Annotated in this window: 26 protein-coding genes and 2 tRNA genes; 5 read left to right on the top strand and 23 right to left on the bottom strand. The window is 63.6% G+C overall.

Going from position 1 to position 26,897, the window contains the following annotated elements:
• Positions 1-136: 136 nt before the first annotated feature.
• The 3 genes from AWB77_RS33410 to gltX all read right to left on the bottom strand — a co-directional run bounded on the left by AWB77_RS33410 (position 137) and on the right by gltX (position 1,988).
• Positions 137-212: transfer RNA gene (locus tag AWB77_RS33410), tRNA-Glu, on the bottom strand.
• Positions 213-367: 155 nt separating this feature from the next.
• Positions 368-443 (bottom strand) — tRNA-Ala (locus AWB77_RS33405).
• A gap of 135 nt (positions 444-578) precedes the next feature.
• On the bottom strand, positions 579-1,988 hold the full coding sequence (gene gltX, locus AWB77_RS33400; protein ID WP_061138732.1) for a glutamate--tRNA ligase: 1,410 nt from the start codon (positions 1,986-1,988) through the stop codon (positions 579-581).
• Between the two features lie 194 nt (positions 1,989-2,182).
• Between gltX and AWB77_RS33395 the strand changes: the two genes are divergently transcribed.
• Positions 2,183-3,115: a patatin-like phospholipase family protein gene (locus tag AWB77_RS33395; RefSeq protein ID WP_061138731.1), complete on the top strand. Its 933-nt coding sequence runs from the start codon at positions 2,183-2,185 to the stop codon at positions 3,113-3,115.
• A gap of 55 nt (positions 3,116-3,170) precedes the next feature.
• On the opposite strand, the gene AWB77_RS33390 is transcribed toward AWB77_RS33395, so the two are convergent.
• The 14 genes from AWB77_RS33390 to AWB77_RS33325 all read right to left on the bottom strand — a co-directional run bounded on the left by AWB77_RS33390 (position 3,171) and on the right by AWB77_RS33325 (position 16,692).
• Positions 3,171-4,406: a c-type cytochrome gene (locus tag AWB77_RS33390; RefSeq protein ID WP_061138730.1), complete on the bottom strand. Its 1,236-nt coding sequence runs from the start codon at positions 4,404-4,406 to the stop codon at positions 3,171-3,173.
• Positions 4,403-4,975: a (2Fe-2S)-binding protein gene (locus AWB77_RS33385; protein WP_061138729.1), complete on the bottom strand. Its 573-nt coding sequence runs from the start codon at positions 4,973-4,975 to the stop codon at positions 4,403-4,405. The genes AWB77_RS33390 and AWB77_RS33385 overlap by 4 nt, the downstream gene beginning before the upstream one ends.
• Positions 4,972-7,782, bottom strand: a complete 2,811-nt coding sequence (locus tag AWB77_RS33380; RefSeq protein ID WP_061138728.1) for a xanthine dehydrogenase family protein molybdopterin-binding subunit — start codon at positions 7,780-7,782, stop codon at positions 4,972-4,974. Before AWB77_RS33380 ends, AWB77_RS33385 begins: the two co-directional genes overlap by 4 nt.
• A 336-nt stretch (positions 7,783-8,118) precedes the next feature.
• Positions 8,119-8,316 (bottom strand): Fe-S cluster assembly protein IscX, encoded by a 198-nt coding sequence (gene iscX, locus AWB77_RS33375; protein ID WP_061138727.1) that lies wholly within the window; start codon positions 8,314-8,316, stop codon positions 8,119-8,121.
• A gap of 14 nt (positions 8,317-8,330) precedes the next feature.
• Positions 8,331-8,672, bottom strand: a complete 342-nt coding sequence (gene fdx, locus AWB77_RS33370; protein ID WP_061138726.1) for an ISC system 2Fe-2S type ferredoxin — start codon at positions 8,670-8,672, stop codon at positions 8,331-8,333.
• Positions 8,673-8,700: 28 nt separating this feature from the next.
• Complete coding sequence (gene hscA, locus AWB77_RS33365; protein ID WP_061138725.1) at positions 8,701-10,566, bottom strand: Fe-S protein assembly chaperone HscA; 1,866 nt, start codon at positions 10,564-10,566, stop codon at positions 8,701-8,703.
• Positions 10,567-10,602: 36 nt separating this feature from the next.
• Complete coding sequence (hscB, locus tag AWB77_RS33360; protein WP_061138724.1) at positions 10,603-11,133, bottom strand: Fe-S protein assembly co-chaperone HscB; 531 nt, start codon at positions 11,131-11,133, stop codon at positions 10,603-10,605.
• A gap of 83 nt (positions 11,134-11,216) precedes the next feature.
• A complete protein-coding gene (gene iscA / locus AWB77_RS33355) occupies positions 11,217-11,540 on the bottom strand; it encodes an iron-sulfur cluster assembly protein IscA (RefSeq protein ID WP_008349207.1) in 324 nt (107 codons plus the stop codon).
• A 50-nt stretch (positions 11,541-11,590) separates the two neighbouring features.
• Positions 11,591-12,016: a Fe-S cluster assembly scaffold IscU gene (gene iscU, locus AWB77_RS33350; RefSeq protein ID WP_061138723.1), complete on the bottom strand. Its 426-nt coding sequence runs from the start codon at positions 12,014-12,016 to the stop codon at positions 11,591-11,593.
• Positions 12,017-12,064: 48 nt separating this feature from the next.
• Entirely contained in the window at positions 12,065-13,288 is a 1,224-nt protein-coding gene (locus tag AWB77_RS33345; protein ID WP_061138722.1) for an IscS subfamily cysteine desulfurase, read from the bottom strand.
• 85 nt (positions 13,289-13,373) lie between these two features.
• Complete coding sequence (gene iscR, locus AWB77_RS33340) at positions 13,374-13,901, bottom strand: Fe-S cluster assembly transcriptional regulator IscR (protein WP_061138721.1); 528 nt, start codon at positions 13,899-13,901, stop codon at positions 13,374-13,376.
• 92 nt (positions 13,902-13,993) lie between these two features.
• Positions 13,994-14,524, bottom strand: a complete 531-nt coding sequence (locus AWB77_RS33335; RefSeq protein WP_061138720.1) for a low molecular weight protein-tyrosine-phosphatase — start codon at positions 14,522-14,524, stop codon at positions 13,994-13,996.
• A gap of 119 nt (positions 14,525-14,643) precedes the next feature.
• Positions 14,644-15,882 carry a patatin-like phospholipase family protein gene (locus tag AWB77_RS33330; RefSeq protein WP_061138719.1) on the bottom strand — a complete coding sequence of 413 codons (1,239 nt, stop codon included), beginning with the start codon at positions 15,880-15,882 and terminating at the stop codon, positions 14,644-14,646.
• A 15-nt stretch (positions 15,883-15,897) separates the two neighbouring features.
• The gene (locus tag AWB77_RS33325) at positions 15,898-16,692 is read right to left on the bottom strand and encodes a 3-hydroxybutyrate dehydrogenase (protein ID WP_061138718.1); all 795 of its coding nucleotides are present in this window, start codon (positions 16,690-16,692) and stop codon (positions 15,898-15,900) included.
• Positions 16,693-16,945: 253 nt separating this feature from the next.
• Between AWB77_RS33325 and AWB77_RS33320 the strand changes: the two genes are divergently transcribed.
• Positions 16,946-17,791 carry a 23S rRNA (adenine(2030)-N(6))-methyltransferase RlmJ gene (locus AWB77_RS33320; protein WP_061138717.1) on the top strand — a complete coding sequence of 282 codons (846 nt, stop codon included), beginning with the start codon at positions 16,946-16,948 and terminating at the stop codon, positions 17,789-17,791.
• Between the two features lie 11 nt (positions 17,792-17,802).
• Here the strand turns inward: AWB77_RS33320 and AWB77_RS33315 are convergent, their stop codons facing one another.
• Entirely contained in the window at positions 17,803-18,186 is a 384-nt protein-coding gene (locus AWB77_RS33315) for a hypothetical protein (RefSeq protein ID WP_061138716.1), read from the bottom strand.
• Between the two features lie 113 nt (positions 18,187-18,299).
• Between AWB77_RS33315 and copM the strand changes: the two genes are divergently transcribed.
• Positions 18,300-18,698, top strand: a complete 399-nt coding sequence (gene copM, locus AWB77_RS33310) for a CopM family metallochaperone (protein WP_061138715.1) — start codon at positions 18,300-18,302, stop codon at positions 18,696-18,698.
• A 96-nt stretch (positions 18,699-18,794) separates the two neighbouring features.
• On the opposite strand, the gene AWB77_RS34905 is transcribed toward copM, so the two are convergent.
• Positions 18,795-18,941, bottom strand: coding sequence for a DUF3563 family protein (locus AWB77_RS34905; protein ID WP_074169005.1), 147 nt, complete (start codon positions 18,939-18,941; stop codon positions 18,795-18,797).
• A 234-nt stretch (positions 18,942-19,175) separates the two neighbouring features.
• The gene (cueR, locus tag AWB77_RS33305) at positions 19,176-19,562 is read right to left on the bottom strand and encodes a Cu(I)-responsive transcriptional regulator (protein WP_061138734.1); all 387 of its coding nucleotides are present in this window, start codon (positions 19,560-19,562) and stop codon (positions 19,176-19,178) included.
• A gap of 97 nt (positions 19,563-19,659) precedes the next feature.
• Here cueR and AWB77_RS33300 point away from each other — a divergent pair, with 97 nt between their 5' ends.
• Complete coding sequence (locus AWB77_RS33300) at positions 19,660-19,866, top strand: heavy-metal-associated domain-containing protein (RefSeq protein ID WP_061138714.1); 207 nt, start codon at positions 19,660-19,662, stop codon at positions 19,864-19,866.
• Positions 19,863-20,801: a dTDP-4-dehydrorhamnose reductase family protein gene (locus AWB77_RS33295; RefSeq protein WP_061138713.1), complete on the top strand. Its 939-nt coding sequence runs from the start codon at positions 19,863-19,865 to the stop codon at positions 20,799-20,801. Before AWB77_RS33300 ends, AWB77_RS33295 begins: the two co-directional genes overlap by 4 nt.
• Here AWB77_RS33295 and AWB77_RS33290 read toward each other — a convergent pair.
• The 3 genes from AWB77_RS33290 to imuA are packed head-to-tail and all read right to left on the bottom strand — an operon-like array spanning position 20,795 to position 26,621.
• A complete protein-coding gene (locus tag AWB77_RS33290) occupies positions 20,795-24,247 on the bottom strand; it encodes an error-prone DNA polymerase (RefSeq protein ID WP_082852811.1) in 3,453 nt (1,150 codons plus the stop codon). The genes AWB77_RS33295 and AWB77_RS33290 overlap by 7 nt on opposite strands.
• A gap of 6 nt (positions 24,248-24,253) precedes the next feature.
• Complete coding sequence (locus AWB77_RS33285; RefSeq protein WP_061138712.1) at positions 24,254-25,813, bottom strand: Y-family DNA polymerase; 1,560 nt, start codon at positions 25,811-25,813, stop codon at positions 24,254-24,256.
• Positions 25,758-26,621, bottom strand: coding sequence for a translesion DNA synthesis-associated protein ImuA (gene imuA / locus AWB77_RS33280; RefSeq protein WP_061138711.1), 864 nt, complete (start codon positions 26,619-26,621; stop codon positions 25,758-25,760). The genes AWB77_RS33285 and imuA overlap by 56 nt, the downstream gene beginning before the upstream one ends.
• Positions 26,622-26,897: the final 276 nt, after the last annotated feature.

Here is a 26,897-nt window from a genome sequence, read left to right as displayed (position 1 = left end):
ACGGGACTCGAACCCGCGACCCCCGGCGTGACAGGCCGGTATTCTAACCAACTGAACTACCGCTCCACTTCTTTTCACCGACTCGCGGTGTCACTCGCGAATCTTGCAGCGCTTTAACTAGCAGCCGCCGATGTTTTGGCGTCCCCTAGGGGATTCGAACCCCTGTACTCACCGTGAAAGGGTGATGTCCTAGGCCTCTAGACGAAGGGGACAGAAACTTGTGATTCTGTCTTTACTACTGTTTCGCTGATCTACTTGCCGCCAATCAACGAAGACCGAGATTCTATACAACTTCGTGTTACTTGTGAAGTATTTTTTGCGACTTCCGTTTCCGGAGAACAAGCTTCGCAACTACTTCAACTGTTCTTGGTGGAGGTAAGCGGGATCGAACCGCTGACCTCTTGCATGCCATGCAAGCGCTCTCCCAGCTGAGCTATACCCCCTCGCAGAACAGAAACGAGATTGTATAGGGCGTTTTCGAAGCTGTAAATACCTTCTGACGAGTTAAGTGAAACTTTTTTGTCTCGTCTGAAGGCTAAACGCGCAATGGATGCGCCATGCGATCCACTGCGAAACGTTCACGCAGATGCCTTCTCGAGCCGCCTCAACACGGCATCGCGGCCGAACAGCATCAGCACGGCGTCGATAGACGGCGTATGCGTGGTGCCCGCGACGAGCAAGCGCACCGGCATCGCGAGTTGCGGCATCTTGAGCTTGTGCGCCGCGAGCGTCGATTTGAGCGCCGCCGCGATTGATTCCTTCGTCCACTCGACGTTCACGAGCGCCGCACGCAGCTCCGCGATCGCCGGGCGCACCGCATCCGTGACGTGCTGAGCAAAACCGTCCGCTTCGATGACAGGCTCGCGATAGAACATCGCCGCGTTATCGGCGATTTCCTTCACCGTCGATGCGCGATCCTTCAAGAGCCCGATCACCTGATCGAGCGGCGCGCCGCCATCGATCGCCGCGGCGTCGATGCCCGCCTGCAGCAGGAACGGCTTCGTCAGTTCCGCGAGGCGCGCGTTGTCCGCTTCCTTGATGTAGTGCGCGTTGAGCCAGTTGAGCTTGTCGTGGTCGTACTGCGCGGGTGACTTGCCGAGATGCTCGAGATCGAACCATTCGACGAATTGCTCGCGCGAGAAAATCTCCGCGTCGCCATGCGACCAGCCGAGGCGCGCGAGATAGTTCACGACCGCTTCGGGCAGATAGCCATTGTCTCGATAACCCGTCACGCTCATCGCGCCGTGACGCTTGCTCATCTTCTCGCCCTGCTCGTTGAGCACGGTCGGCAAATGCGCGTACACGGGCGTTTCGCCGCCGAGCGCGCGCAGGATGTTGATCTGGCGCGGCGTGTTGTTCACGTGATCGTCGCCGCGGATGACGTGCGTGATCTTCATGTCGAGATCGTCGACGACCACGCAGAAGTTATAGGTCGGCGTGCCGTCCGGACGCGCGATCACGAGATCGTCGAGTTCCTCGTTCGAAATCTCGATGTGGCCTTTGACAGCGTCGTCCCACGCGACCGCGCCCGAGAGCGGATTGCGAAAGCGCACGACCGGCTTCACGCCTTCCGGCACCGGCGGCAGCACCTTGCCCGGTTCGGGGCGCCACGTGCCGTCGTAGCGCGGCTTCTCGCCGGCTGCGCGCTGGCGTTCGCGCAGCGCTTCGAGTTCCTCCGTCGACATATAGCAGTGGTACGCGAGCCCCTGCTCCATCATCTGCGCGACGACCTCGCGATAACGGTCCATGCGCTGCATCTGATAGAACGGGCCTTCGTCGAAGTCGAGCCCGAGCCACGCCATGCCTTCGAGAATCGCGTCGACCGATGCGTCGGTGGAGCGCTCGACATCCGTATCTTCGATGCGCAACACGAAGGTGCCCTTCATCTTGCGCGCGAACGCCCACGGATACAGCGCGGAACGGATGTTGCCGAGATGGATGAAGCCGGTCGGGCTCGGTGCGAAGCGTGTGCGGACTTGGGTGGTCATTGCGGTCTACTCGATGAATGGCGCTGCGCGCGGGCATTCGAAACCCGCGCAAAATGAGACGAAATTATACTCGCCGCCCGCTTGGCGCCGATTCACGCGCGCCTTTTGTTTTATGATGTGCGCGCTTTTCCCGATCTCCCGCAACGCCTGCACGCACGGGCCGGCCGGGACCCGCTGCATCGCCGGAGTCTGCCTTGAGTTCATCGTCACCCCGTCTATCGCGCCGCGCGTTTTCGCTCGCGGCCGCATCGTCCGTTCTCGCCGCCTGCACGACCACGAGCGGCGGCACGTCAGGCGCAACCGCGACCGGCACGCCGCCCACCACCGCCACGCAGCAGCCGTTGCGCATCGGTCTGGCGCTCGGCGGCGGCGCCGCGCGCGGCTTCGCGCATATCGGCGTCATCAAGGCGCTGGAGGCGCGCAACGTGCGCGTCGATCTCGTCGCTGGCACGAGCGCGGGTTCGGTGATCGCGGCGCTGTACGCATCGGGGATGAACGGCATCGCGATCAACAAGCTCGCGCTGACGATGGACGAAGCCGCCATCAGCGACTGGGCGATGCCCTTCCGCACGCGCGGCATCCTGCAAGGCGTCGCGCTGCAGAACTACCTGAACAAGACGCTCGACAACCGTCCGATCGAGAAGATGGCCAAACCGCTCGGCATCGTCGCGACGGACCTGAAAAGCGGCCAGCCGATTCTCTTTCAGCGCGGCAACACGGGCGTCGCGGTGCGCGCGTCGTGCAGCGTGCCGTCGATCTTCGAGCCGGTGAAGATCGGCGATCGCGAATATGTCGACGGCGGGCTGGTGAGTCCGGTGCCGGCGGCTTTCGCGCACAAGATGGGCGCCGACTTCGTGATCGCCGTCGATATTTCGGCGCGGCCCGAGAGCGGACTCACGTCGAGCTCGTTCGACGTGCTGATGCAGACTTTCACGATCATGGGCCAGACCATCAAGGCTTACGAGCTCGACAAATACGCGAACGCGGTGATCCGCCCGAATCTCAACGCGATGAGCAGCAGCGACTTCAGCCAGCGCAACGCGTCGATCCTCGCGGGCGAGGAAGCGGTCGCGAGAATATGGCCGACGCTGCAGCGGCAACTCGCGGAACGCGGCGCGCGGGTCTGACTCTCTCGCTGCGCCAAGCGACGAGGCCACGCAAATCTGCGTGGCCTCGTTCGTTTTAGCGCAGCGACTTTACCTTGTCGGCGGTGACGTCGCCTGGCTGTCCGCCCCAGGTCGCGCGCAGATAGTTCGCAAGCTGCGCGATCTGCTCATCGCTATAGGTCTGTCCGAAACCCGGCATGTGCTGCATGTTTTCCACGCCGGAAAAACGCTGCGCATCGATGCCGTCGAGCATCGCGACGATGAGATTGCGCGGATCGGCCTGACGCAAGGTCGAATTGCCGTCCATGCCCACGGCGACATGCGGCTTGCCCTGACCGCCGATACCGTGACAGCCCGCGCACGAATCGAGGTAGAGGTTGCGGCCGGTTGCGAGCCGCGCCGGATCGTCGAGCTTCATCGCGGCGAGCGGCGCGGGCTCGGGCGGTGCGTCGCCGAGCAGATATGTGGCGAGCGCGCGCAAGTCTTCGGTATCGAGATGCTGCGTGCTCAGATAGACCACGGGATGCATCTCGCCGAACGCGGTGCCTTGCCGGGCGATGCCGGTGGCGAAGAACGCCTGCAGGTCCGCGCCCGTCCAGCCGCGCGCGGCGAGCGCCGACGGCACGATGTCCGGCGCGCCGATGCGTCCGAGCGCGCCACCCTGGAACGTCCTCGCGCCCTGCATCTGACCGAACGCGCCGCGCGGCGTGTGGCATTCCGCGCAATGACCGAGCGCGTTCGCGAGATAGCGCCCGCGCGTCCAGTCCGCCGATTGCCCCGACGACGCATCCGGCAGCGTGTCCTTCAGGAATAGCATGTCCCAGAAACGCACGGCAAATCGCACGTTGTACGGAAACGCGAGATCGGCTTCGACGTTCGGCACCGCGGCGGGCTTCTGCGTCATCAGGTATGCGTAGATCGCGTCGCTGTCCTCGCGCGACATCTGCCGGTACGACGTGTACGGCATCGCGGGATAGAGCTTGTGCTTCGGCGTCACGCCATCGTGCAGCGCGCCGTAGAAGTCGTCGGCGCTCCATCCGCCGATGCCGTGCTTCGGGTCCGGCGTGATGTTCGTGCCGTAGAACGTGCCGAACTGCGATTCGAGCTTCACGCCGCCCGCGAACGGCGCCCCATGCGGTGCGGTGTGGCACGCGGCGCAATCGGCGGCGTGCGCGAGATAGCGGCCGCGCGCGATCAGTTCGGGCGAGCTTTTTGGCGGCGCCGCGGTATCGCTCGGGGCGCCGCAGCCGGCGAGCACGAAGGTCGCGGCCGCGAGCGGCGCGGCGAGACGGGTCAGGATCGATCGCATCATGCCGCGTCCTTCACGAGTCCGGGCGTCGAAAGCACGAGATCCTTCACCGCTTCGTAGTAGCGCACATAGCCGGTGCAACGGCAGATGTGCTCGTTCAGCGCGGCCATGATCGTCGTTTCGATCTGGTCCTTCGCAACCGGTTCGCGCTTGAGCCGTTCGAGCAGCACGGTCGTCGCGTTGACGAAACCCGGCGTGCAATAGCCGCACTGGAAGCTGAAATGCTCGAGGAACTTGCGCTGCACCGGCGACATCTCGACGACTTCGCCATGCGCGTCGCGCTTCGCGTGGCCTTCGACCGTGCGCAGCGTCTTGCCGTCGAAAAAATGCGCGCCGTTGATGCACGTGCGCACTTCCTCGCTCGTTCCGTCGGCGTTGTCGACGATCACCACGCAGGCGTGGCAAATGCCTTGACCGCAGCCGAGACGCGAGCCTGTCAGCCCGAGATACTCGTGCAGAAAATCGATCATCGGCAGACCGGCGGGCACCTGGACCGGGCCGACCCGGTCGCCGTTGATCGTCATCGAGAGCGCGCGCGATTCGATGCCCGCGGCGGATTGGGTGGCCGTCATGCGAGCACCTCCTGAATGTTTTGCGGCGTCACCGGCAGATCGGTGAAGCGATGGCCGATCGCATGCGCGATCGCGTTGACGATGGCGCCGACCACCGGAATCATCACCACTTCGGCGATGCCCTTCGGCGGATCGGTTTCGGATAGCGGCGGCAGCACTTCGCCCGTCTGCTTCCACACGGCGACGTCGCTCGCGAGCGGCAGCCGATAGCGGTTGAAGTTCCAGGTGCCGTCGCCGGGGCCGTCTTCGTAAAGCGGCATATATTCGTGCAGCGCGTGGCCGATGCCCATCGCGAGGCCGCCCTGCAACTGGCCCGAAACGAGCTGCGGCGCGATCTGATTGCCGCACTCCATGATCGAGTGATGCGAAAGCAGTTCGACCTGGCCGCTCGCCTCGTTCACCGCGAGCTCGACGAGCGTGCCGACGGCGCTGTAATACGTGACCGCCGCGTTGTTGCGTTGCACGGGCGGGATGAAGACACGCTTGCGATCGAGCACGGTGTAGCCGTTGGCCGTGGCTTTCGTGTGGCCGGCGCCCAGGCGCACGGAAAGACCGTCGACCGGAATCCGCACTGCTTCCCCGGCGATGTCGAACTGCGCCTCGCTCCATTGCCAGCGATTGAACGTGTGCACGACCGCGCCCGTCGCAAGCCCGAGTTCGTGCGCCTTCTTCGCGAGCACTTCGAACGCGAGCGGCTCGAGGCCGTCGGCGGATAGCTTGCCGTCGTTCCAGCGCGCGTCTTCGATACGCACGACGAACGACGCCGCCTGACCGCCGCCGATGCCCTGCCCCCAGATCGCGAGCGCCGCGGGCCAGATGCCGTGCCGGAACACGACGCGCGCCGCCTCGTGCGTCGCATGCGTGAAGTAGAACGCCGAATTGGTCGCGCTCGCGGGCGACATGTACGCCGGCGACCAGCGCGGATTCCTGCTCAAACGATCCTGCTCGGCCTGCGACATGATGTACGGATTGCCGCTCGTCACAACCGGCAGGTCCGTCCAGTCGATGATCGCCATGTGCACGTCGGATGCGGGCTTGCCGAGCCACTTCGCGCACGCGAGCGCCTGCGACGTCGATGACCCCGTGCCGATTTCCGCGCCCGAGTGATGAAGCGCGATGCGGCCGTCGGCGTCGAACTCGACCTTGGCGAACGCGCTCTCCGCGCCCGTGCCGAAGTCCTTCTGCGTGCATGCGAAGCCGACGCCGTAGCGCTTGCCGGGATTGGCCGCTTCGAAATCGCTCTTGCGCGCCTTGCGCTCCGTCCACAGCGGATGCGCCTGCGCGCGCCGGAGCACCTCCTGCGCGCGCACGGCGCCTGCCGGAATCGCGCCCTGCGTGTTCTTCATGCCGGTAAGCAGCACGTTCTTCAGGCGCAGTTCGATCGGATCGATGTCGAGCGTCTGCGCGATTTCATCGATCATCATCTCGGTCGCGGCCATGCTCTGCAGCGTGCCGTAACCGCGCGCCGAGCCGGCATCGACCGCGCGCGACGCGATCGCCGTGGCGCTCAGATCGCTCTTCGGGATGTAGTAGATGGACTGCGCCGCCGTGGCGGCCACCATCGCGACGGACGGCGAGAAGTTGCAGCGTCCGCCGCCGTTCGCGACGAAATCGCCCTTGAAGGCCTGAATCAGACCCGATCGGCGATCGATCGCCATGCGATAGCGCATGTCGAACGCGTGGCGTTTGATCGACGTCTGGAACTGCTCGAAGCGATCGTTGGCGAGGCGCACCGGACGGCCGCCGGCGTACAGCGACGCGACGAGGCCGTAGAACGGAAAGTTGTAGTGGTCCTTCGAACCGTAGCCGACCGTGTAGCACGGATGCAGGAACAGATTCTTCACCGTGTAGCGCGATTTCGCCGTCATCTCGATCGCGCTTTCGGCCACTTCGTGCGGACCTTGCGTCGGGATCACCATGTGCAGCGACTGCGTGGCCGCGTCGTACCAGCAGTTGGCGTTATCGGGTTCGAGCGCGGCCGTATCGACCGATTGCGTGCGATACGCGCGATCCACGACGAGCCATTCGCCCGGCGGATGATCGAGCGCGTCGCCGATCGCGTTCGCATGGAACGCGCCCTGCTCGTCGAGCTTGCCGTGCTCGGCGGCGCTCGCCCACACGGGCTCGCGCTTTTTCATCATGTGCGGGAAGAGCGGCGTGTCCTTGAGACTCGAGAACGTATCGTCGTCGTAAGGCGTCTTGCCGCCGACACGCACGAAGCGGAACGCGGCCCACGGATCGCGCTCGATCGGCCCGGTCGTCGCGCCGTAACGAATCACGCCATCGCGGAACTGCAGTTTCTCCTTGGCGAAGCGAAAGCGCGCGAAGTCGTGATAGATCAGGATCGCGACTGCCTGCCCGTGATACGCGGGCGTCTTGCCCGTAGGCAGCAGCATGTCGTCGCCGTAGAAGGCCGGGAACGCCAGCTTGTCGCGCGCGAGATCGTCCGCCGTGACGATGCGATCGGGCGCGAGGCCGGCGTCGAGCATCGAAAGATCGAAACCTTCGTAGATGCGGTCCGCGAGCGTCGTGCGCAGGATCAGCGCGTGCGACTGCTGCTTCGGCCAGTGCGGCATGTCAGCCGCGCGGATGTCGCGCGCGAACACCTTCGCGCCCGTCACCTTCGCAATGCCGTCGATGCGGAACTTCGCGCCGCCGCTCGCCGCGTCCCACTGAACCGGCGTCAGTATCTTCTCTTCGAACAGCGCAGCGAACGCCCGGCTGCCGAGCGGCGCGACGAACACCGACACGCCGGCGAGCGCACCCGCTTTCAGAAAACCGCGCCTGGACAGGCCGAGTTTCCCCATGTACTTCTCCCAAAGTAATCGCCAACGGACCATCCGCAACGAGGCCGACGCCAGTCGCAAAAAATCGGCAATGTGAAATTTGTTCGCAATGCGTAGCATTGCCACGCGGGCGATACCGGTCGGAACCCGTGAACGAGCGCGTCGAAACTCGTTGTCAACGCGCAGCGGGCGCGATTTTAAGTTGCAGTCAGAGGTGCAACAACGCTCGCGACGTCAAGTTCTGTCAAACATGAAACGCGGCGCGCAACCGTGGACGGCGCCGGATGTCGGCGGAAGAAAACAAAAACGGCGGCTCGCAATGAGCCGCCGTACAGGAAAATGCAGGCAGGACCGGGATCAGTAATCCGCGTCCTCGATCCATGCCGCCTGGATCGCCTCGAGAATCTTCTCGTTGGATTTGTCAGGATCGTCGTCGAAACCGTCCAGCTCGGTGATCCAGCGATGCAGGTCAGTGAAACGCACATATTGGGGATCGATATCCTGATGCGCGTCGGTGAGTGCCATCGCGATCTCCTGAGTATCTGTCCACTTCATGAGCGAGCCTCCTGTCAGTGATTTTCTTTGGCGTGGTTGATGGTGTAGCGCGGGATCTCGACCACCAGATCCTCGTCGGCCGGCACCATTGCCTGACATGATAACCGCGATGTCGGCTCCAGCCCCCACGCTTTGTCGAGCAGATCGTCTTCGAGTTCCTCGGACGGCTCGAGCGCGTTGAAACCCTCGCGGATGATGACGTGACAGGTCGTGCACGCGCACGATTTCTCGCAAGCATGCTCGATCTCGATGCCGTGATCCAGCAGGTTGTCGCAGATGCTCTTGGCCGTATCGGCGTCGATCACCGCGCCGTCCGGGCAAAGCTCAACGTGAGGCAGCACAACGATTTGAGGCATGTTTTCCTGATTTCTCGAATGGGGTAATTCAAACGTCGTCGAGCTTGCGGCCCGCGAGCGCCCGGCGGATGCTCTTGTTCATGCGGCGCGCGGCAAATTCGTCGGTGCCGGTGGCGAGCGTCTTTGTCGCATCTTCGATCTTTTCGACCGAATCGCCGTTCGCGAGCGCCGCCAGGTCCGTGACGAGCGTCAGAATTTGCGTGCGCTCGTCGTCGTCGAGCAGTTCGCCGTCGGTGGCGAGCGCCGCGTGCGTCGCTTCGATCAACCGCTCGGCTTCCACCTGCGCCTCGCGCAAGGCGCGCGCGCGCATGTCCGTTTCCGCCGTCGTGAAGCTCTCTTCGAGCATGCGGGCGACTTCGTCGTCGGCGAGACCGTACGACGGCTTCACCACCACCGACGCTTCGACGCCCGAAGTCTGCTCGCGCGCGAACACGGACAGCAGCCCGTCCGCGTCGACCTGATAGGTCACACGAATGCGCGCTGCGCCCGCGGCCATCGGCGGAATGCCGCGCAACTCGAAGCGCGCAAGCGACCGGCAATCCGATACGAGCTCGCGCTCGCCCTGCACGACGTGGATCGCCATCGCGGTCTGGCCGTCCTTGAAGGTCGTGAAATCCTGCGCGCGCGCGGTCGGAATCGTCGAGTTGCGCGGAATGATCTTTTCCGTGAGGCCGCCCATCGTTTCGACGCCGAGCGACAGCGGGATCACGTCGAGCAGCAGCCAGTCATCGCCTTCGCCGCGACGGTTGCCGGCGAGCAGGTCGGCCTGGATCGCAGCGCCGAGCGCGACGACCTGATCCGGGTCGAGATTGACGAGCGGCGGCTGGCCGAAGAAGCCTTCGACCGCGCGGCGGATGACCGGCATGCGCGTCGCGCCGCCGACCAGCACGACGCCCTTGATGTCCTGCGCGGCGACCTTGGCGTCGCGCAATGCCTTCTTCGTCGGCGTGAGCGTGCGCGCGACGAGCGCTTCGGTCAGCGCGGCGAACTGCGCCTCGGTCACGGCGACATCGATTTGCTTGCCCGTGGAAAGCGTCGCCTGCACGCGCGTTTTCTCGGTCGACGAAAGCGTTTCCTTCGCTGTCCGCACGCGATCGAGCAGCAAGCGCACGTCTTCCGGCGCATCGATCGACACGCCCGCTTGCGCCAGGACGTGCCGATACAGCGCGTGATCAAAATCGTCGCCGCCGAGCGCGGAGTCGCCGCCCGCCGCGAGCACTTCGAAGACGCCCTTCGTGAGCTTGAGTATCGACAGGTCGAAGGTGCCGCCGCCCAGGTCGTAGACGGCGTACAGACCTTCCGAGCCGTTATCGAGACCATAGGCGATCGCGGCTGCGGTCGGCTCGTTCAAGAGTCGCAGCACGTTCAGGCCGGCGAGCTTCGCCGCGTCCTTGGTCGCCTGGCGCTGGGCTTCGTCGAAATACGCAGGCACCGTGATGACTGCGCCGACGAGATCCTCGCCGAGCGTGTCTTCCGCGCGATAACGCAGCGTCGCGAGAATTTCCGCCGACACTTCGACCGGGCTCTTCACGCCGTCGATGGTCCGGATCTGCACCATGCCCGGCGCGTCGATGAAGTCGTACGGCGCGTTCTCCGCGCCCTCGACCTCGCTCTTGCCGCGGCCCATGAAACGCTTGACGGAGACGATCGTATTGCGCGGATCGGTGACGGCTTCTTCCTTCGCGGTGCGGCCGATGCGCCGTCCGCCCTTCTCCAGATAGCGCACGACGGACGGCAGCAGCACGTGGCCGTCCTCGTCGGGCAGCGCTTCGGGCACGCTGCTGCGCACGGCCGCGACGAGCGAGTTCGTCGTGCCGAGATCGATGCCGACCGCCACGCGCCGTTGATGCGGCGCCGGCGCCATGCCGGGTTCTGAGATTTGCAGTAAAGCCATCGTTGGTCTTATGGGGTGTTTATGGCGAACGCGTCTTCAGGCGTGCTCCAGCCGTTCGATTTGCGCGCCGATTTCGTCGGCCACGCGTTCGATGAACATCAGTTGCCGCACGGCCTCGCCCGCGGCCTGATCCGAATGGCTGTCGATCAGCGCCTCGAGTTTCGTGAAGCGCACGCGTTCTTCGTCGCGCAATTCGTCGAGCAGCGCTTCGAGCGCGCCGATATTCTTCGCGTTCGCGGCATCCTCGATATTCTCGCGCCATTCCATCTGCTGCATCAGGAACGCGGGTTCCATCGCCGTATTGTTCTCCGCGCCGACGTCCACGCCGCGCTGCCTCAGCATGTAGCGTGCGCGCTTCAGCGGATCGCGCAGCGTCTGATACGCCTCGTTCGCGTGCGTGGCCCATTGCATCGCCAGCCGTTTCTGCGCGTCGCCGGCAGCGGCGAAACGATCGGGATGCACTTGCGCCTGCACGGTGCGATAGGCGTCGTCGAGCTTCTGCGCATCGACGGCAAAAGTCTGCGGCAGAGCGAAGAGATCGAAGTGACTGTCGGTAAGCGAGGCCATGCTGTGTCCAGGGTTTCAGTGTGCGCGAATGAAAAAGGCGGCACGCGCCGCCTCTTTTGCCGATACCGCCGGCGCAATCCGCGTCAGACGCGGAACGATTCGCCGCAGCCGCACTCGTCCTTGGCGTTCGGATTGTTGAACTTGAAGCCTTCGTTCAGCCCTTCGCGCGCGAAATCCAGCTCGGTGCCGTCGAGATACGGGAGACTCTTCGGATCGATGACGATCTTCACGCCCGACGACTCGAACACGGTGTCTTCCGGCGCGAGCTCGTCGACATATTCGAGCTTGTACGCGAGGCCCGAACAGCCCGTCGTGCGTACGCCCAGCCGCAAGCCGACGCCCTTGCCGCGCCGCGTCAGATACTTCTGCACGTGTTGTGCCGCTTTATCCGTCAACGTGATTGCCATAGTCTTCGCTTCTCTCTTCGGGGCGCCGCGCCGGACGCCCGTCGTCCCAATTACGCCGCTGCCTGCTTCGCTTCAGCCGCCGCTTCCGGCGCCGCGACGCCGTGGCGCTGCTTGTAGTCGGCGACCGCCGCCTTGATCGCGTCTTCCGCGAGGATCGAGCAGTGGATCTTCACCGGCGGCAGCGCCAATTCCTCGGCGATCTGCGTGTTCTTGATCGACATGGCTTCGTCGAGCGTCTTGCCCTTCACCCATTCGGTGACGAGCGAGCTCGATGCGATCGCCGAGCCGCAGCCGTACGTCTTGAACTTCGCGTCTTCGATGACGCCGTCCGCGCCGACGCGGATCTGCAGCTTCATCACGTCGCCGCATGCGGGCGCGCCGACCATGCCGGTGCCGACGGTGTCGTCGTCCTTCGAAAAGGAGCCGACGTTGCGCGGGTTTTCGTAGTGGTCCAGAACCTTGTCGCTATAAGCCATGATTCAAACTCTCCTAATATTCGGTGTCGCGTGTCGCTCAGCGGGCGCTCAGTGCGCGGCCCACTGGATGGTCGAGATGTCGATGCCGTCCTTGTGCATTTCCCAGAGCGGCGACAGATCGCGCAGCTTCGCGATCTTGTTCTTCAACAGGTTGATCACGTAATCGACGTCCTGCTCGGTGGTGAAACGGCCGACCGTGAAGCGGATCGAGCTGTGCGCGAGTTCGTCGTTGCGGCCGAGCGCGCGCAGCACATACGAAGGCTCGAGCGATGCCGACGTGCACGCCGAACCCGACGACACCGCGACATCCTTGACCGCCATGATCAGCGATTCGCCTTCGACGAAATTGAAGCTGATGTTGAGGTTGTGCGGCACGCGGCGTTCCATGTCGCCGTTGACGTACACCTCTTCGATATCCTGCAGGCCGCGCAGCAGACGGTCACGCAGCATGCGGATGCGCTCGTTCTCCGTCGCCATTTCCTCACGCGCGATGCGAAACGCCTCGCCCATGCCGACGATCTGATGCGTCGCGAGCGTGCCCGAACGCATGCCGCGCTCGTGACCGCCGCCGTGCATCTGCGCTTCGATGCGCACACGCGGCTTGCGACGCACGTACAGTGCGCCGATGCCCTTCGGACCGTACGTCTTGTGCGCCGAGAACGACATCAGATCGACCTTCAGCTTTTGCAGGTCGATTTCGATCTTGCCGGTGGCCTGCGCTGCATCGACGTGAAAAATGATGCCCTTCTCGCGCGTGATCTCGCCGATCGCCTCGATGTCCTGAATCACGCCGATCTCGTTGTTCACACTCATCACGGAGACGAGGATCGTGTCCGGGCGGATCGCTGCCTTGAACTTATCGAGATCGATGAGACCGTCGTCCTTCACGTCGAGATACGTGACTTCGTAGCCTTCGCGCTCCAGCTCACGCGTGGTGTCGAGCACGGCCTTGTGCTCGGTCTTCACGGTGATGATGTGCTTGCCCTTGCTCTTGTAGAAGTGCGCCGCGCCCTTGATGGCGAGGTTGTCCGACTCCGTCGCGCCCGACGTCCAGATGATCTCGCGCGGATCGCAATTCACAAGCGCCGCGACGTTCTCGCGCGCTTCCTCGACCGCACGCTCCGCATCCCAGCCGTACTGGTGGCTGCGCGAAGCCGGATTGCCGAACTGCTCGCGAAGATACGGGATCATCTTGTCCACCACGCGCGGATCGACGGGCGTCGTCGCGCTGTAATCCATGTAAATGGGCAGGTGGGGAATATCGTTATTCATCAGTCGCTCCGGGAAAATCGGTCAAAGCTCTTGGCTGGGACACTTTCTATCTGCGCGCAGGGCTCGTGCCGCGCGGCGCGATAGGTCATCCGGCCAGGTTGAAAATGGAATTCGGACCCTTGGGCACGACGCGCGTAGTCTCCACACCCGCCGATTCCGAACGCCGGTCGCGCAGCACCGCCGGCGAACCTTCGCGTGCGCGCTGCTGATCGACGAGATCCTTCAGCGAGACGGAATCGAGATACTCGACCATCTTCTGATTGAGCGTCGCCCAGAGTTCGTGGGTCATGCAGTGGCCGTCGTGCTGCTTGGTGCCTTCGCAGGTGCCCTTGCCGCCGCATTGCGTGGCGTCGATCGGCTCGTCGACCGCGATGATGATGTCGGCGACCGTGACGTTCTCCGCGCGGCGCGCGAGGTTGTAGCCGCCGCCCGGCCCGCGGACCGATTCGACGATCTCATGCCGCCGCAGCTTGCCGAAGAGCTGTTCGAGGTAGGAAAGCGAGATGCGCTGGCGCTGACTGATGCCTGCCAGCGTCACCGGGCCCTGCTCCTGGCGCAATGCCAGGTCGATCATCGCCGTGACGGCGAAACGGCCTTTCGTGGTGAGTCTCATAATTGGGGGCTAACGCTAATACTCGATGATTTTCGTCAAGTATAAATATCCCACAGTTTTAGTCAAGTATTCGGGACGAGATAAGTAGCTTTTTAATGGGATTTTTCTCGCGGATGGCGCCTGCCGCCCGCTGGCGCGCTCAGGCAGTTCAATTGGACGCGTAGCGCCTTCAGCAGACCCGCACAAGCGTCCTCGCACTGATCGAGCACTTTTTCGAAGCCTTCGTCGCCGCCGAAATAGGGATCGACGACGACGCGGCTGTCGTCGCGCGTGGCGAACTCCATCAGCAGGCGAATCTTCGAGCGATGCTCGGGCGGACAGACTTCCGTCAGGGCGGTCCAGTTGGCGTCGTCCATGACGATGAGAAGATCGAAGCGCGCGAAGTCGTCGGCGGCGATCTGCCGGCCGCGCAGCATCGACAGGTCGTAGCCGCGTTTTTTCGCAGCCTTCTGGGCGCGCTCGTCCGGAGCCTCGCCGATATGCCAGTCGCCAGTGCCAGCCGAGTCGATGATGATCCGCTCAGCCAGCTTCGCGCGCTCGACGAGTTCGCGCAGCACAGCTTCCGCGCTGGGCGAACGGCAGATGTTGCCAAGACAGACGAAGCAGACCGCGATCGAGTTCATCGGAAGCCGGAAAAGTCGTAGTGCCCGGCGTCGTCAGTAACAGCACCGGAATGCGTCCCGAATTATACAAAGAGGCACAAATTCCCGCCCGACCGGGTCATTACGTCGTGTGGAACGCGTCATCGCTCGTCGCGATGGATGTCGTGGGTGACGAAGCGCGATTCGCCGTTCGGCATGTCGAGCCAGTCGCGGTGCGCGAGCGTGCGCCGCATGTCGGAGAGTCCGCTCTCCCAGTGCTCGCGCATAGTCGAGAAACCGAACTGATAGTCCTTGTAGTGGCCCTCGTATTCCTTGTGCCGATAAATGAGATGGATGATGTTGTAGCGCTTCGAGCACGCGAGATCGGCGGCGAGCCTGCACCATTCGTCGCTCTTGCGGACATCTTCGGGCACGAGATCGAGCACGTGCTGCAACACGTTGCGGTAGCGCTGCGAGCGCTGCATCTGATCCGTGACGAGACGCGTGCGGCTCGAATACTGCACGTCCTTCATGCGCCCCATCACGTCGACGATGCTGTCGGGCACCGGTCCGCGCGCGCTCCAAAGATCGACCTGGAAGGCGAGCGTGTCGCGCCGCGGCGTCGCCTGCGCGATCTCGTAGAGCGGCGTGTTCGACATGAGACCGCCGTCCCAGTAGAACTGTCCGTCGATCTCCACTGCCGCGAAGCCCGGCGGCAGCGCACCCGACGCGATGAAATGCTCGGCGCGCAAACGGATCTGCGTGTTGTCGAAATACGCGAAGTTGCCCGTCGCGACGTTGACCGCGCCGACTGACACGCGCGTCTCGCCGGAGTTGATGCGATCGAAGTCGCAAAGACGCTCGAGCGTGGCTTTGAGCGGCGTGGTGTCGTAGTAGCTCGCGGTTTGCGGCGTGCTCGATGTGATCGGCGACGGCGTGGGAAAGCGCGGGACGAAGAAGCCCTTCTGCCCTTCGACGAGCGCGCCGACCGCCTGCATTGCGGTGAACGCCTTGCGAATTTCATCGGCGGAATCGAACAGCGCGCGTTCGACGAACGCCGGCAGCGGGAAGCCGTACGCGGGCTGGCAGATCGTCTCCCAGAATTCCTGCAGGCGCGCTACGCGATGCTCGGGCGCATTTCCCGCGATGATCGCCGTGTTGAGCGCGCCGATCGAGATACCGGCGATCCAGTTCGGATGAATATCCGCCTCATGCAGCCCCTGATACACGCCCGCCTGATAAGCGCCGAGCGCGCCACCGCCCTGAAGCATCAGCGCGATCGTCTCGTAGGGCGGCAAGTGGATGCGAGACTGGCTCTTGGCGGCTTCGTTGCGCGCGGCCGATTCGCGAATTCCCGCGCGCCCTTCTGGCACGGCTTCCTGGTTCTCGATGTCCGACATCCCGCGTCTTCTCCCTTATTGCATGAACCAGCCGTGACTCACGACGAACGATTGACCGGTCAGCGCCGCCGTTTCGAACGCGGAGAGAAAGAGCACGGTCTGCGCGACGTCCTCGACGGTGGTAAACACGCCGTCGACCGTGCCGCCCAGCATCACGCGCTTGACGACTTCCTCCTCGCTGATCTTCAACTCCTTCGCCTGCTCGGGAATCTGCTTGTCGACGAGCGGCGTGCGCACGAAGCCCGGACAGACGACGTGCGAGCGCACGTTGTGCTTCGCGCCTTCCTTCGCGAGCACGCGCGCGAGACCGAGCAAGCCGTGCTTCGCGGTCACGTATGCCGACTTGAGCGGCGACGCTTCATGCGAATGCACCGAGCCCATGTAGATCACGACGCCGCCGCGATCGTCCTTGTACATGTGCTTCAGCGCAGCCTTGGTGGTGAGGAAAGCGCCGTCGACGTGGATCGCCATCATCTTTTTCCAGTCGGCGTAGGCGTAGTTTTCGATCGGATTGACGATCTGGATGCCCGCGTTCGACACGAGAATATCCACCGAACCGAGTTCCGACGCCACGCGATCGATGCCTCGATTGACCGCGTCTTCGTTCGTGACATCCATCGCGATGCCGATTGCCTTGCCGCCCTTGCCGCGAATTTCCTCCGCGACCGCGTCCGCGCCCGCCTGATTCAGATCCGCGATAGCGACCGCCGCGCCCGCGCCGGCAAGCGTGAATGCGATCGCGCGGCCGATGCCGCTCGCCGCGCCCGTTACGACCGCGGTCTTGCCGTCGAGCTTACCGTTTGATGACATGCAAACCTCCTATCCTGTGGAAGACATCGGGTGTATGACAACATCCATCGGCGCGGTCATCAAGCTATCTGTTCGGCATAGGACGAGTCGGGCGAAATCTAAGAATGCCTATGCCGATCGGCCGACTGTTCGTGACTGCCCGGGAGCGGCTATTGTGCATGAAGGTAATGCGCAAGACGGTGTCGGCTAGAATAAGCGCCCTTGCGCCGCAGCTTTTCCTTTCCGTTTTTGCGCCCGTCGCGGGCCTCCTGCCATGCTCAGTTACCGTCACGCCTTTCACGCGGGCAATCACGCCGATGTGCTGAAGCACGCGATCGTCATCCAGATGCTTCGCTATCTCGGTCAGAAGGACAAATCGTACTGGTACATCGACACGCACGCGGGCGCAGGAGTCTATTCGCTCACCGAAGGCTTCGCCACGAAGACCGCCGAGTTCGAAACGGGCATCGGCAAGCTTTGGGACCGTGACGATCTGCCCACGCTTCTCGCCGACTACGTCGACGAAGTGAAGGCGCTGAATCCCGATGGCGATCTGCGCTTCTATCCCGGCTCGCCCTATCTCGCCTGGCGCACGATGCGCGAGCAGGATCGCATGCGCCTGTTCGAGCTGCACAGCACGGAGATCGACGTGCTGAGCCACAATTTCCGCGATGCCGGCCGGCGCGCGATGATCTACGAAGGCGACGGTTTCGACGGCATCAAGGCACTGCTTCCGCCGCCGCCGCGCCGCGCGCTCGTGCTGATCGACCCGTCGTATGAGGACAAGCGCGACTACGCCCGCACGCTCGACTGTCTTGAGGAGAGCATCAAGCGCTTCGCGACGGGTACCTATGCGGTCTGGTATCCGATCGTCACGCGCCTGGAGTCGCAGCGTTTCGCCGATCAGCTCAAGGCCATTCAGCCGAAGGGCTGGCTACATGCGGCCTTGACCGTGAGAAAACCGCCGACGGACGGCTTCGGCCTCTTCGGCAGCGGCATGTTCGTGCTCAATCCGCCTTACACGCTGGCGAAGGATCTGAAAGCGTTACTGCCCTATCTCGTCGACGCGCTGGGCGAGGACGACAACGCGTCGTTTAAGCTGGAACATCGCGCGGACTGAGCCAGGCGGACTCACGGATGCGGCGTGCGCGAGACTCTCGGCCGCGTACCGCGGGGCTGTCCGGGTTGACTGGGCTGACTGGGCGCAGCGCCTTGTCCGCTCGAATATTCGACGTAAGGCGAAACGACGATCGGCGGGTCCGCCTGCTGAATGCCCGGCAGCGTCGCCATCGGCACCATGCCCGGGCCTCCGAGCGGCCCGCTCTGGAGCACGGTACCACTCACGCCGCTGTGAATGCCGGTTTGCGTATCGAGCACGAGCGGCTCGCCGCCCGGTTTGGCGTATGCCGCTTGCCAGCCGATGAAGGCTGCGGCAAGCGCGATGCAAAGGCGCACGTTCCGCGCGGCGCGTCCGGCGAGGCGAGTATTCGTCGTGCGGTTGATCTGGACTTGCATCGCGGTCTCTTTGTGTAGACGAAACGGCTTTACCTTACCCCGATGGCAAGCTTTAGGCTAGGCGCTCCGGCACATGGAACCCGCCTCGAACCGTTCTTTTCACAGGAGATACGATGAAAAAAATTAGAATCGCGCTCGTCATCCTCGCCACGCTTTGCAGCGCAAGCGCGATCGCACAGAGCGCGGCGCCTGCCAGCGATGCGATGCCCGGCATGAACATGGAGCAGCACGCGCCGAACCCCACGGATGTTTCGTCGACCGCCGCGTTCCAGGCTGCCGATCAGAAGATGATGTCGGGCATGTCGAGCATCGAGTACACGGGCGACGCCGATCGCGATTTCGTCGCGCACATGATTCCGCATCATCGGGGCGCGGTCGAAATGGCGAAAGTCGAACTGAAGTACGGGAAGGACGCGAAGCTGCGCAAGCTGGCGAGAGAGATCGTCGCGGCACAGAACAAGGAAATCGCATTCATGAAGCAGTGGCTCGAACAGCATCCGCGTGCGCACTGAGGCTGGCGGCTGAACACGGCGCACCAAAGCAAAAGCCCCGCAATGCGGGGCTTTTCAACTTTCACGTTCGACGTTCTCGACGCCAGAACGAAACGCTTATGCGTTATAGCCGTTCGATTCGAGCGAGCGGATGCGCTGTTCGAGCTGAACGATGTCCGTCGATTGCGCAAGGTACGCTTCGCGGCGGCGTTGCTCGGCGGCTTCGAACCAAATGCTCAGTTTTTCGATCAGAAATGCAAACATGATGTTCTCCAAGGTCTTCAAAAGATCCCTGGCGTTTCGGGTCAGGGATTACCCGCGTTAGGGAATACCCGGATTATAGAGGAGAACGCGCCACGCGTGGTAGTGAATTGCTTGAATACTGTGCATTCGGTTTCGGAATGGTGCAGAGAGATAACTGCTGTAACTCACTGTTTTCTCGGATGAAGCTTAGTTGCGCCGGCTTTCACCCTTGATATTCGCACCAATCAAGTGCTTTTACTGCGCCAGCTTGTCCAGAATCGGGCAATCGGGTCGTGCATCGCCGTGACAGTGATTCGCCAGATGTGACAGCGTGTCGCGCATTTCCGTCAATTCCGCGATTCGCCGGTTCAGTTCCGTAACGTGTTCGAGCGCGATCGTTTTCACTTCGGCGCTCGCGCGCGAGCGGTCTTGCCACAAGGCCAGCAGCTTGCGGATATCGTCGACGAGAAACCCGAGCCTGCGCGCCTGCCGCACGAAACGCAGCGCATGGACCTCCTGGTCGCCATAGACGCGATATCCCGAGGACGTGCGCCCGAGCGGATTGAGCAGTCCGACGCTCTCGTAATAGCGGATCATCTTCGCCGTCACGCCCGAAGCGCGGGCCGCTTCACCGATATTCATCGTTCGCTCCTGAAAAAATGTCATCTCGACTCTACACCTTCCCATGATGGGAAGGGATACGATGACGCTGATCGAAGCTCTTTCAAGGAAAACCACAATGACCGAATTCGAAGTTCAAGGCATGAGTTGCCAGCACTGCGTCGCGGCCGTGACGCGCTCGATTCAGGAAATCGATCCGCACGCGCGGGTTCGTGTCGATCTGGAACGCGGCCGGGTCGCCGTCGAGTCCGCGCAATCGAACGAGGCGTTGAAGGACGCCATCGACGAGGCCGGCTATACGGTCGTCGGCGTCGGGGCTGCATGAGCGCGGACGGACGTTTTACCGTCGCGCTCATCGGTGCATCGGGATTGCTGGGTCGCGCGGTCGCAGCCGAACTGGCCAGCGCGCCCGGCGCGCGCGACTGGCGCGTCGTGCGCACGGCCCGCAGTCGCGCCGACGCGGCCAGCGTGAAACTCGACCTGCTCGACCACGACGCCGTGCGCGGCTTCCTTCGCGAACTTGCGCCGGACGCGATCGTGGTCGCGGCGGCGGAGCGGCGTCCGGACGTCTGCGAGAACGATCCGGCGCTCGCGCGCGCGTTGAACGTCGATGCGCTGAGCGTGATCGCAAGCGAGGCGCGCGCGCTCGGCGCGTGGGTGCTGTCGATATCGACCGACTATGTGTTCGACGGCACGTCGCCGCCCTATTCTCCCGGCGACGCGCCCGCGCCGCTCAACGCCTACGGCAAAAGCAAGGTCGACGGCGAGCGCGCGCTGCTCGCGAGCGATCCGTCGTCCTGCGTGCTGCGCCTGCCGCTGCTTTACGGGCCGTTCAGCGAATGGAACGAATCGGCGGTGACGAGCCTGACGCCCGCGATCGTGAAGTCCGCCGATCCGGCAAATCCACCTGCCTCGATGGACGCATGGGCGACGCGCTATCCGACCTTCACGCCCGATGTCGCAGTCGTGATCCGCGGCATGCTGGAGCATCGCGCGAAAGGCGCGACGATCTCCGGCATCACGCAATGGTCCGGCGACGAACCGATGACGAAATTCGATATCGCCCAAGGCATCGCGCGAGCCTTGAAGGTGGACGCGAAGCTCGTCGCGCAGCTCACGCCGACCGACGCGACACCGCGCCCACGCGACTGCCATCTCGATTCCGGGCGGCTCGAAGCGCTCGGCATCGGCCGGCGCACGCCGTTCGACATCGCGATCGGCGGACTGCTCGCGAAGTATCCGGACGTCTCGCCTCAGTGAAAATCGCGGCTCGGCGCGGCGAGGCGGCCAAGCAAAGCGCTGTGGTCCTCGAGCCGCTGCGCGACCAGATGGCGCACGTCGCCATCCATTTGCCAGACGCCGTGCACGCCGAGCAGCGACGCCCCTAGCAACACTTTGCGCTGCTTCTCGACGAGCCCCGGCCAGACGATCACGTTGATCGCGCCCGTTTCGTCCTCGATCGACACGAAAATCGTGCCGTTGGCGGTGCCCGGCCGTTGCCGTACCGTTACGATGCCGCACGCCCGCACGAAGCGTCCGTTTCTGATCTGCGCCAGATCGGCGGCCGTATTGAAGCGCATGCGCGACAGCTTCCCGCGCAACAGCGCGAGCGGATGACGATTGAGCGTGAGCCCGAGACTCGCGTAATCGTCGACGATTTCGCGCCCTTCCGATGCTTCCGGCAGCAAAAGCGGCGTCTCGCTCATCGGCGCGTCGCGCAGCAATTCGGGCGCGCGCTGCTGCGCGGTGACCGCCCACCACGCCTGACGCCGGTGCCCCGCGATGCTCGCAAGCGCGTTTCCAGCGGCGAGCGCTTCGAGTTCGCGGCGCGACAAGGCAGCGCGGCGCGTCAGATCGTCCACGTCGATGAACGGCGCTTGCGCGCGCGCGATCATGATCCGCTCGGCGGCCGCTTGCGGCAGGCCTTTGATCAGTTGCAGCCCGATCCGCACGCCCGGCCCTTTCGCTCCGTATTGCCTCGCGTCCAGCATGACGCGCTCTCTGAGTCTGCGCGCCGCGCGTTGCACGGTCCGCCGGAATACGCTACCCGACGGCGCCGCGCCATAAAACTGCTGACGCCGCCGCTCCTTGCCGGCATCGAACACGATGCGCGCACCGTCGCCCGAGCGCGCCTCCAGCACCGACTCCCAATCGCTCAGGGAAACATCGGGCGCGAACACCGGCACGCCGTGACGCCGCGCGTCCTGCACGAGTTGCGACGGCGAATAGAAACCGAGCGGCTGGCTGTTCAGCAGGCCGGCCAGAAACGCCGCGGGCTCGTAACGCTTGATCCACGCGCTGAAATAGACGAGCAGCGCGAAGCTTGCCGAGTGACTCTCCGGAAAGCCGTATTCGCCGAAACCCTCGATCTGCTTGCACACGCGCGCGGCGAAGTCGTGCTCGTAGCCGCGCGCGAGCATCCTTTGCATGAGATCGGCCTGATACTTTTCCAGATGACTGCCGCGGCGCCACGCGGCCATCGCGCGGCGCAACTGATCGGCCTGTTCCGCCGTGTAGCCCGCCGCGACCATCGCGAGCTTCATCACCTGCTCCTGAAAGATCGGCACGCCGAGCGTGCGGCCGAGCACCGGGCGCAATTCCTCTTTCGGATATTCCTCGTCCTCCAGTCCCTGCTTTCGGCGCAGATACGGATGCACCATGCCGCCCTGAATCGGACCGGGCCGCACGATCGCCACTTCGATCACGAGGTCGTAATACTTATTGGGCCGCAAGCGCGGCAGCATGCTCTGCTGCGCGCGCGACTCGATCTGAAACACGCCGATGGTGTCCGCGCGGCAGCACATCTCATAGACGGCTTTATCCTCGCGGCGAATATGCGACAGCCCGAAGCCCGGCACGCCACGCCGCAGCGCGACGAATTCGAGCGCGCGACGGATCGCCGAAAGCATGCCGAGCGCAAGCACGTCCACTTTCAGAAGCTTCAGCTGATCGATGTCGTCCTTGTCCCACTGGATCACGCAGCGGTCCTTCATTGCGGCGTTTTCGATCGGCACGAGCCGCGACAAGCGTTCCCGCGCGATCACGAAACCGCCGACGTGCTGCGACAGATGCCGCGGAAAACCGCGCAACTCGCGCGTAAGGCGGATCAGATGCTTCGTGACGTGCGAATCGTCGCTGAAGCCCGCTTCGCGCAGATAACCCGCCACCGCCGACGGCCCGTCCCACCATTGCTGAGACTTGCCGATACGCTCGATCAGCGACGCATCGAGCCCGAGCGCACGGCCGACATCCTTCAGCGCGCTGCGCGTGTGATACGTGATGAGCGACGCCGCCAGCGACGCGCGATGCCGCCCGTACTTCCGATAGATGTACTGGATGACTTCCTCGCGCCGCTGATGCTCGAAATCGACGTCGATATCGGGCGGCTCGTTGCGCGCGTGCGAGATGAAGCGCTCGATCAAAAGGCCCATCCGGACAGGATCGAGCTCTGTGATGAACAGGCAATAGCAGATGATCGAATTCGCCGCCGAGCCGCGCCCCTGACAAAGGATTCCTCTGCTGCGCGCAAACGCGACGATGTCGTAGACCGTCAAAAAGTACTTCTCATATCCCAGCTTCGCGACGAGCGCCAGTTCCTTTTCGATGAGACCGATCGTCTCGGCATCCATGCCGTTAGGCCAGCGTTGCAGCGCGCCCGCGATCACCCGCTTGCGCAAATAACTCGCGGGCGTCTCGCCGGGCGGCACCAGTTCTTCGGGATACTCGTACTTGAGCTCGTCGAGCGAGAAGGTGCAGCGAGCGGCCACCTTCAGCGTTTCCCGGATCGCCTCTTTCGGATACAACGCGCCGATGCGCAACCGCGTGCGCAGATGCCGCTCCGCGTTCGCTTCGAGCGCATAACCGCATTCGGCGAGCGGACGGTTCAGGCGAATCGCGGTGAGCGTATCCTGCAACGGCTTGCGCGAGCGCGCGTGCATCAGCGCGCCGCTTGCCGCGACGAGCGGCAATCCGCTCGCCTGCGCAATCACACGGCACGAAGCGAGCCGCTCGTCGTCGCTGCCGTCCTGCCAGAGTTCGAGCGCAAGCCACGCGCGGCCCGCGGCGAAACCGGCCAGCCAGTGCGCGCGATCGAGCGTATCGGCGAGCGTCGCTGCGCGCTGCGGCACGAGAATCAGCAGGCAATCGGGCAAATGCTTCAGATGCGCGACATCGCCGCGCAGGTCCGCCGAATCGGATGACGCGGCGGGATCGGTGAAATCTTCCGGACCGATCCGGTAGCTGCCCTTGGGCGCACGCGCGCGCGCGTGCGAAATCAGCTCTGACAGATTTCCGTAGCCCGCGCGATTCGTCGCGAGCGCGATGAGCGTGCAGAACGGCTCGCCGTCGGCATCGGTGAGATGCAGTTCGCTGCCGACGATCAGCTTCAGTTCCTGCTTCTTGGGCGGCGGTTCGCCGGCACGCTGCGCGGCTTCGGCATCGGCTTTCGCCTTCGCTTCGATGTCCTTGATCGCGGCATGCGCCCGCACGACGCCCGCGAGCGAACATTCGTCCGTGATCGCGAGCGCGCAATAGCCGTGTTCGAGCGCGGCCGCCGCCAGTTCCTGCGGATGCGACGCGCCGCGCAAAAACGAGAAATTGCTCAGGCAATGCAGTTCGGCGTATCCGGGCAGCAACGCCGACGCCGACATCGCGCCGGGAAACGCACTGTCATCGTCCAGACCGATGATGTCGCTCAGATCATCCATCGCGCATCATCCGAAAAAACCGTGCAGGAACCAGTCGCCCGTGAGACGTTCGCGATAAAGCCAGAACATGCGCCCGCGATCGTCTGCGGCGACGTAGTAATCGCGCTGGACGCCGTTGCCGTCCCACCATCCGGCCTCGATGCGCTCGGTCCGGCTGATCAGCTTCAGCGGACGTCGATAAAACGGCCGCTCGTTGCGCAGCATCAGTTTTTGCGGCATCTCGAGTATCCACGACGGACGCGGCTGCTGAGGCACGGCGAGATCGGGAAGTTCGAGCGGTTCGTCTGACTCCGTTTGCACTTCGGGTTCTGCTTCTGGCTTTGCCATTGGCGTCTTCGGCGTCTTTTTACCGCGCTTGGGCTTCGTGTCGCTCGCAGACTTATAGGCCTCGACCGTCATCGCCGCTTCGGGCCGGTGATCGTCGCGCGCGACCAGTTGCACGACATTCTCCGCGCCGAGCCGCGCGCTCAGACGTTCGAGCAGTTGCGCCATCGACTCGCCGTCGGAACCGGGCATCGGAAACAGGGTGTCGGGCGGCGGCGCATGCTCGCTGACCTTGTCGGCCAGAATCTTCATTTCGATGACGGGCGCGGCGAGCGTCGTCTGATTCAGCTTCTCGCGCAGCAGCCACAGGATGTGGTCGGCTTCGCGCGTCGGCACGGCCCACGCCACTTTGAACGTCGACGTTTTTGGCGCGTGACGCGCGGCCAGTTCGTGTTCAAGCAAGAGCGAAAATTCGCTGACCGCCGCATGGTGCGCACAAAGCCAGCCGGCGAGCTGCAGCACCAGCCGGCGCGCGGCGAACAACAACGCCTCGGCGCTTTCCACGCGCGCCTGCAATTCGAGTCGCGCTTCGAACGACGCCGGCGCGCAAAAGGCCTCGCGCGGATCGGGCGCCTGTCCGTACGCTTGCGCGAGCCATTGGAGGACGCCTTGCCCGAACCGGCGCGCGACGCCCTTGCGCGGCAAACGGCGCAAGTCGGCGAGCGTCGCGCAGCCGATCTGCTCGAACGCATTGCCGTGTGAATGCGCCGACGGGATGAGCGAGACGGGCAAATTATCGAGTACGTATACGAGCGTCGTCTCTTTCACGATACGCACGCGCCGCGCGACCCGGCGCGTGCGCGCGTGCGCCAGCAGCCACGCGCCCCACGCCGTCGGCGCGCAGCCCATGCGCGAGGTGAAACCGCACCCCTTCACCGTCGATGTCACCTTGGACAGCAACGCGCGCAATCCGCCGAAGAGCCGCATACTGGCGCCGACTTCGAGCAGCACGGTATTCGCATGCGCGAGCACGACCTTGGGCGTGAACGCGAGCAGCGCTAGTGCCACGGCTTCGAGCGCGCTCTGCTCCTTGCGAATGTCGACGGCGAGCAGCGTCAGTTGCGGCGCCAGCGCGAACGCATGCGAACGCGTGCTGCCGGGCCGCACGCCGAGCCGAAACGCGACGAGATCGGGCATCAGGATGCGTGCGTGATCGGCGAGCGCGAAGCATGGCTGATCGATATCGTCATTCGCCGTCGAGCTCGCTCCAGGCGATGTCGAGTTCGCCGGCGCTGAGGGCATCGAAGGCGGCCTGACGGCTTCGAGCGATAAAAGCGGCAATGTCACCGCTATCCACAACATGTTTGACCTCTCGTGCTTTCCTTGCCTGATGCTCACGACGAATATGTTCGGGCAGAGCAGGCATCTGCAGTGGCAAGCTCAATTGCAACGGCTTGCCAAGCAATGGACCACGCCGCTTGATGATGTCGATTTCAAGCATGACGGCCTGCATCCATTCGCGACGGTTCATCGTCTGCGCGTTGGCGGGAAGTATCGGCTTGCAGACCATACGCAACGGCGCTGCGGACGACTGCTTCGCCGCTTTGAGCGGACGGAACAGAAAAGCCAGCGACTGCGCTTCCTGAGCCGCCACCTGAAGCCTTCTGAGGGCATCGGAACGCACTTGCGGTAGCCAGATCAGCACCGCGCCGATGCCTTCCTGCTTCAGCGACTGTTCCGCTGCCCAGAGCACCTGATCCTCGGGCGCTTTGACCCACACGAGCTTGTTCACCGCGATGTTCATCGTCCGAAGCGCGGCCAGATTGGGCTTCCACGGCGGCGCGACGAAGATGACGGAGCGGCCTTTGCTTGCTGTCAGTTCCCGGATCGTTCGCGCGAGCAGTCTGATTTCGCCGACGCCGCTCTCTTCGATCAGCAGTTCGGTGACAGTGCCGGGCATCCAGCCTGCACCAGGCAAGGCCAGATCAAGCGCCCGAAACCCGCTCGAGACGATGTTCGACTCCGGATCGTCGATCGGGCTGCCTTGCCAGATCTGGCGTTGCAGATGCGACGTCAGCCCGATGTCGAGCAATGAAAGTGCGGCACCCATGTGTTTCCCCCGTCAGCGCGAATGCAAGGGCCTGCTCAGGGTACGAGCACTCGAAGGCCTCTGGTTTTACTGTATATTTATACAGTATTTTGAGGCGGAGGGTAAGCAACGTGGGGGTGGAATGAGAGGAAAAGCTAGGAAGAAAGACGGGTTTCAGACAGCGAATTTCGCCACCCCAACGCAAAAACCCCACCTTTGTGGGGTGGGGTTTTTGTTTGGAGCATGAGGAGCCTGACGATTACCTACTTTCACACGGGAATCCGCACTATCATCGGC

This window comes from Caballeronia fortuita, from assembly GCF_001544835.2.
In the GTDB taxonomy this organism is placed as follows: Bacteria; Pseudomonadota; Gammaproteobacteria; order Burkholderiales; family Burkholderiaceae; genus Caballeronia; species Caballeronia fortuita.
This window is presented reverse-complemented; position numbering and strand designations above follow the sequence as displayed.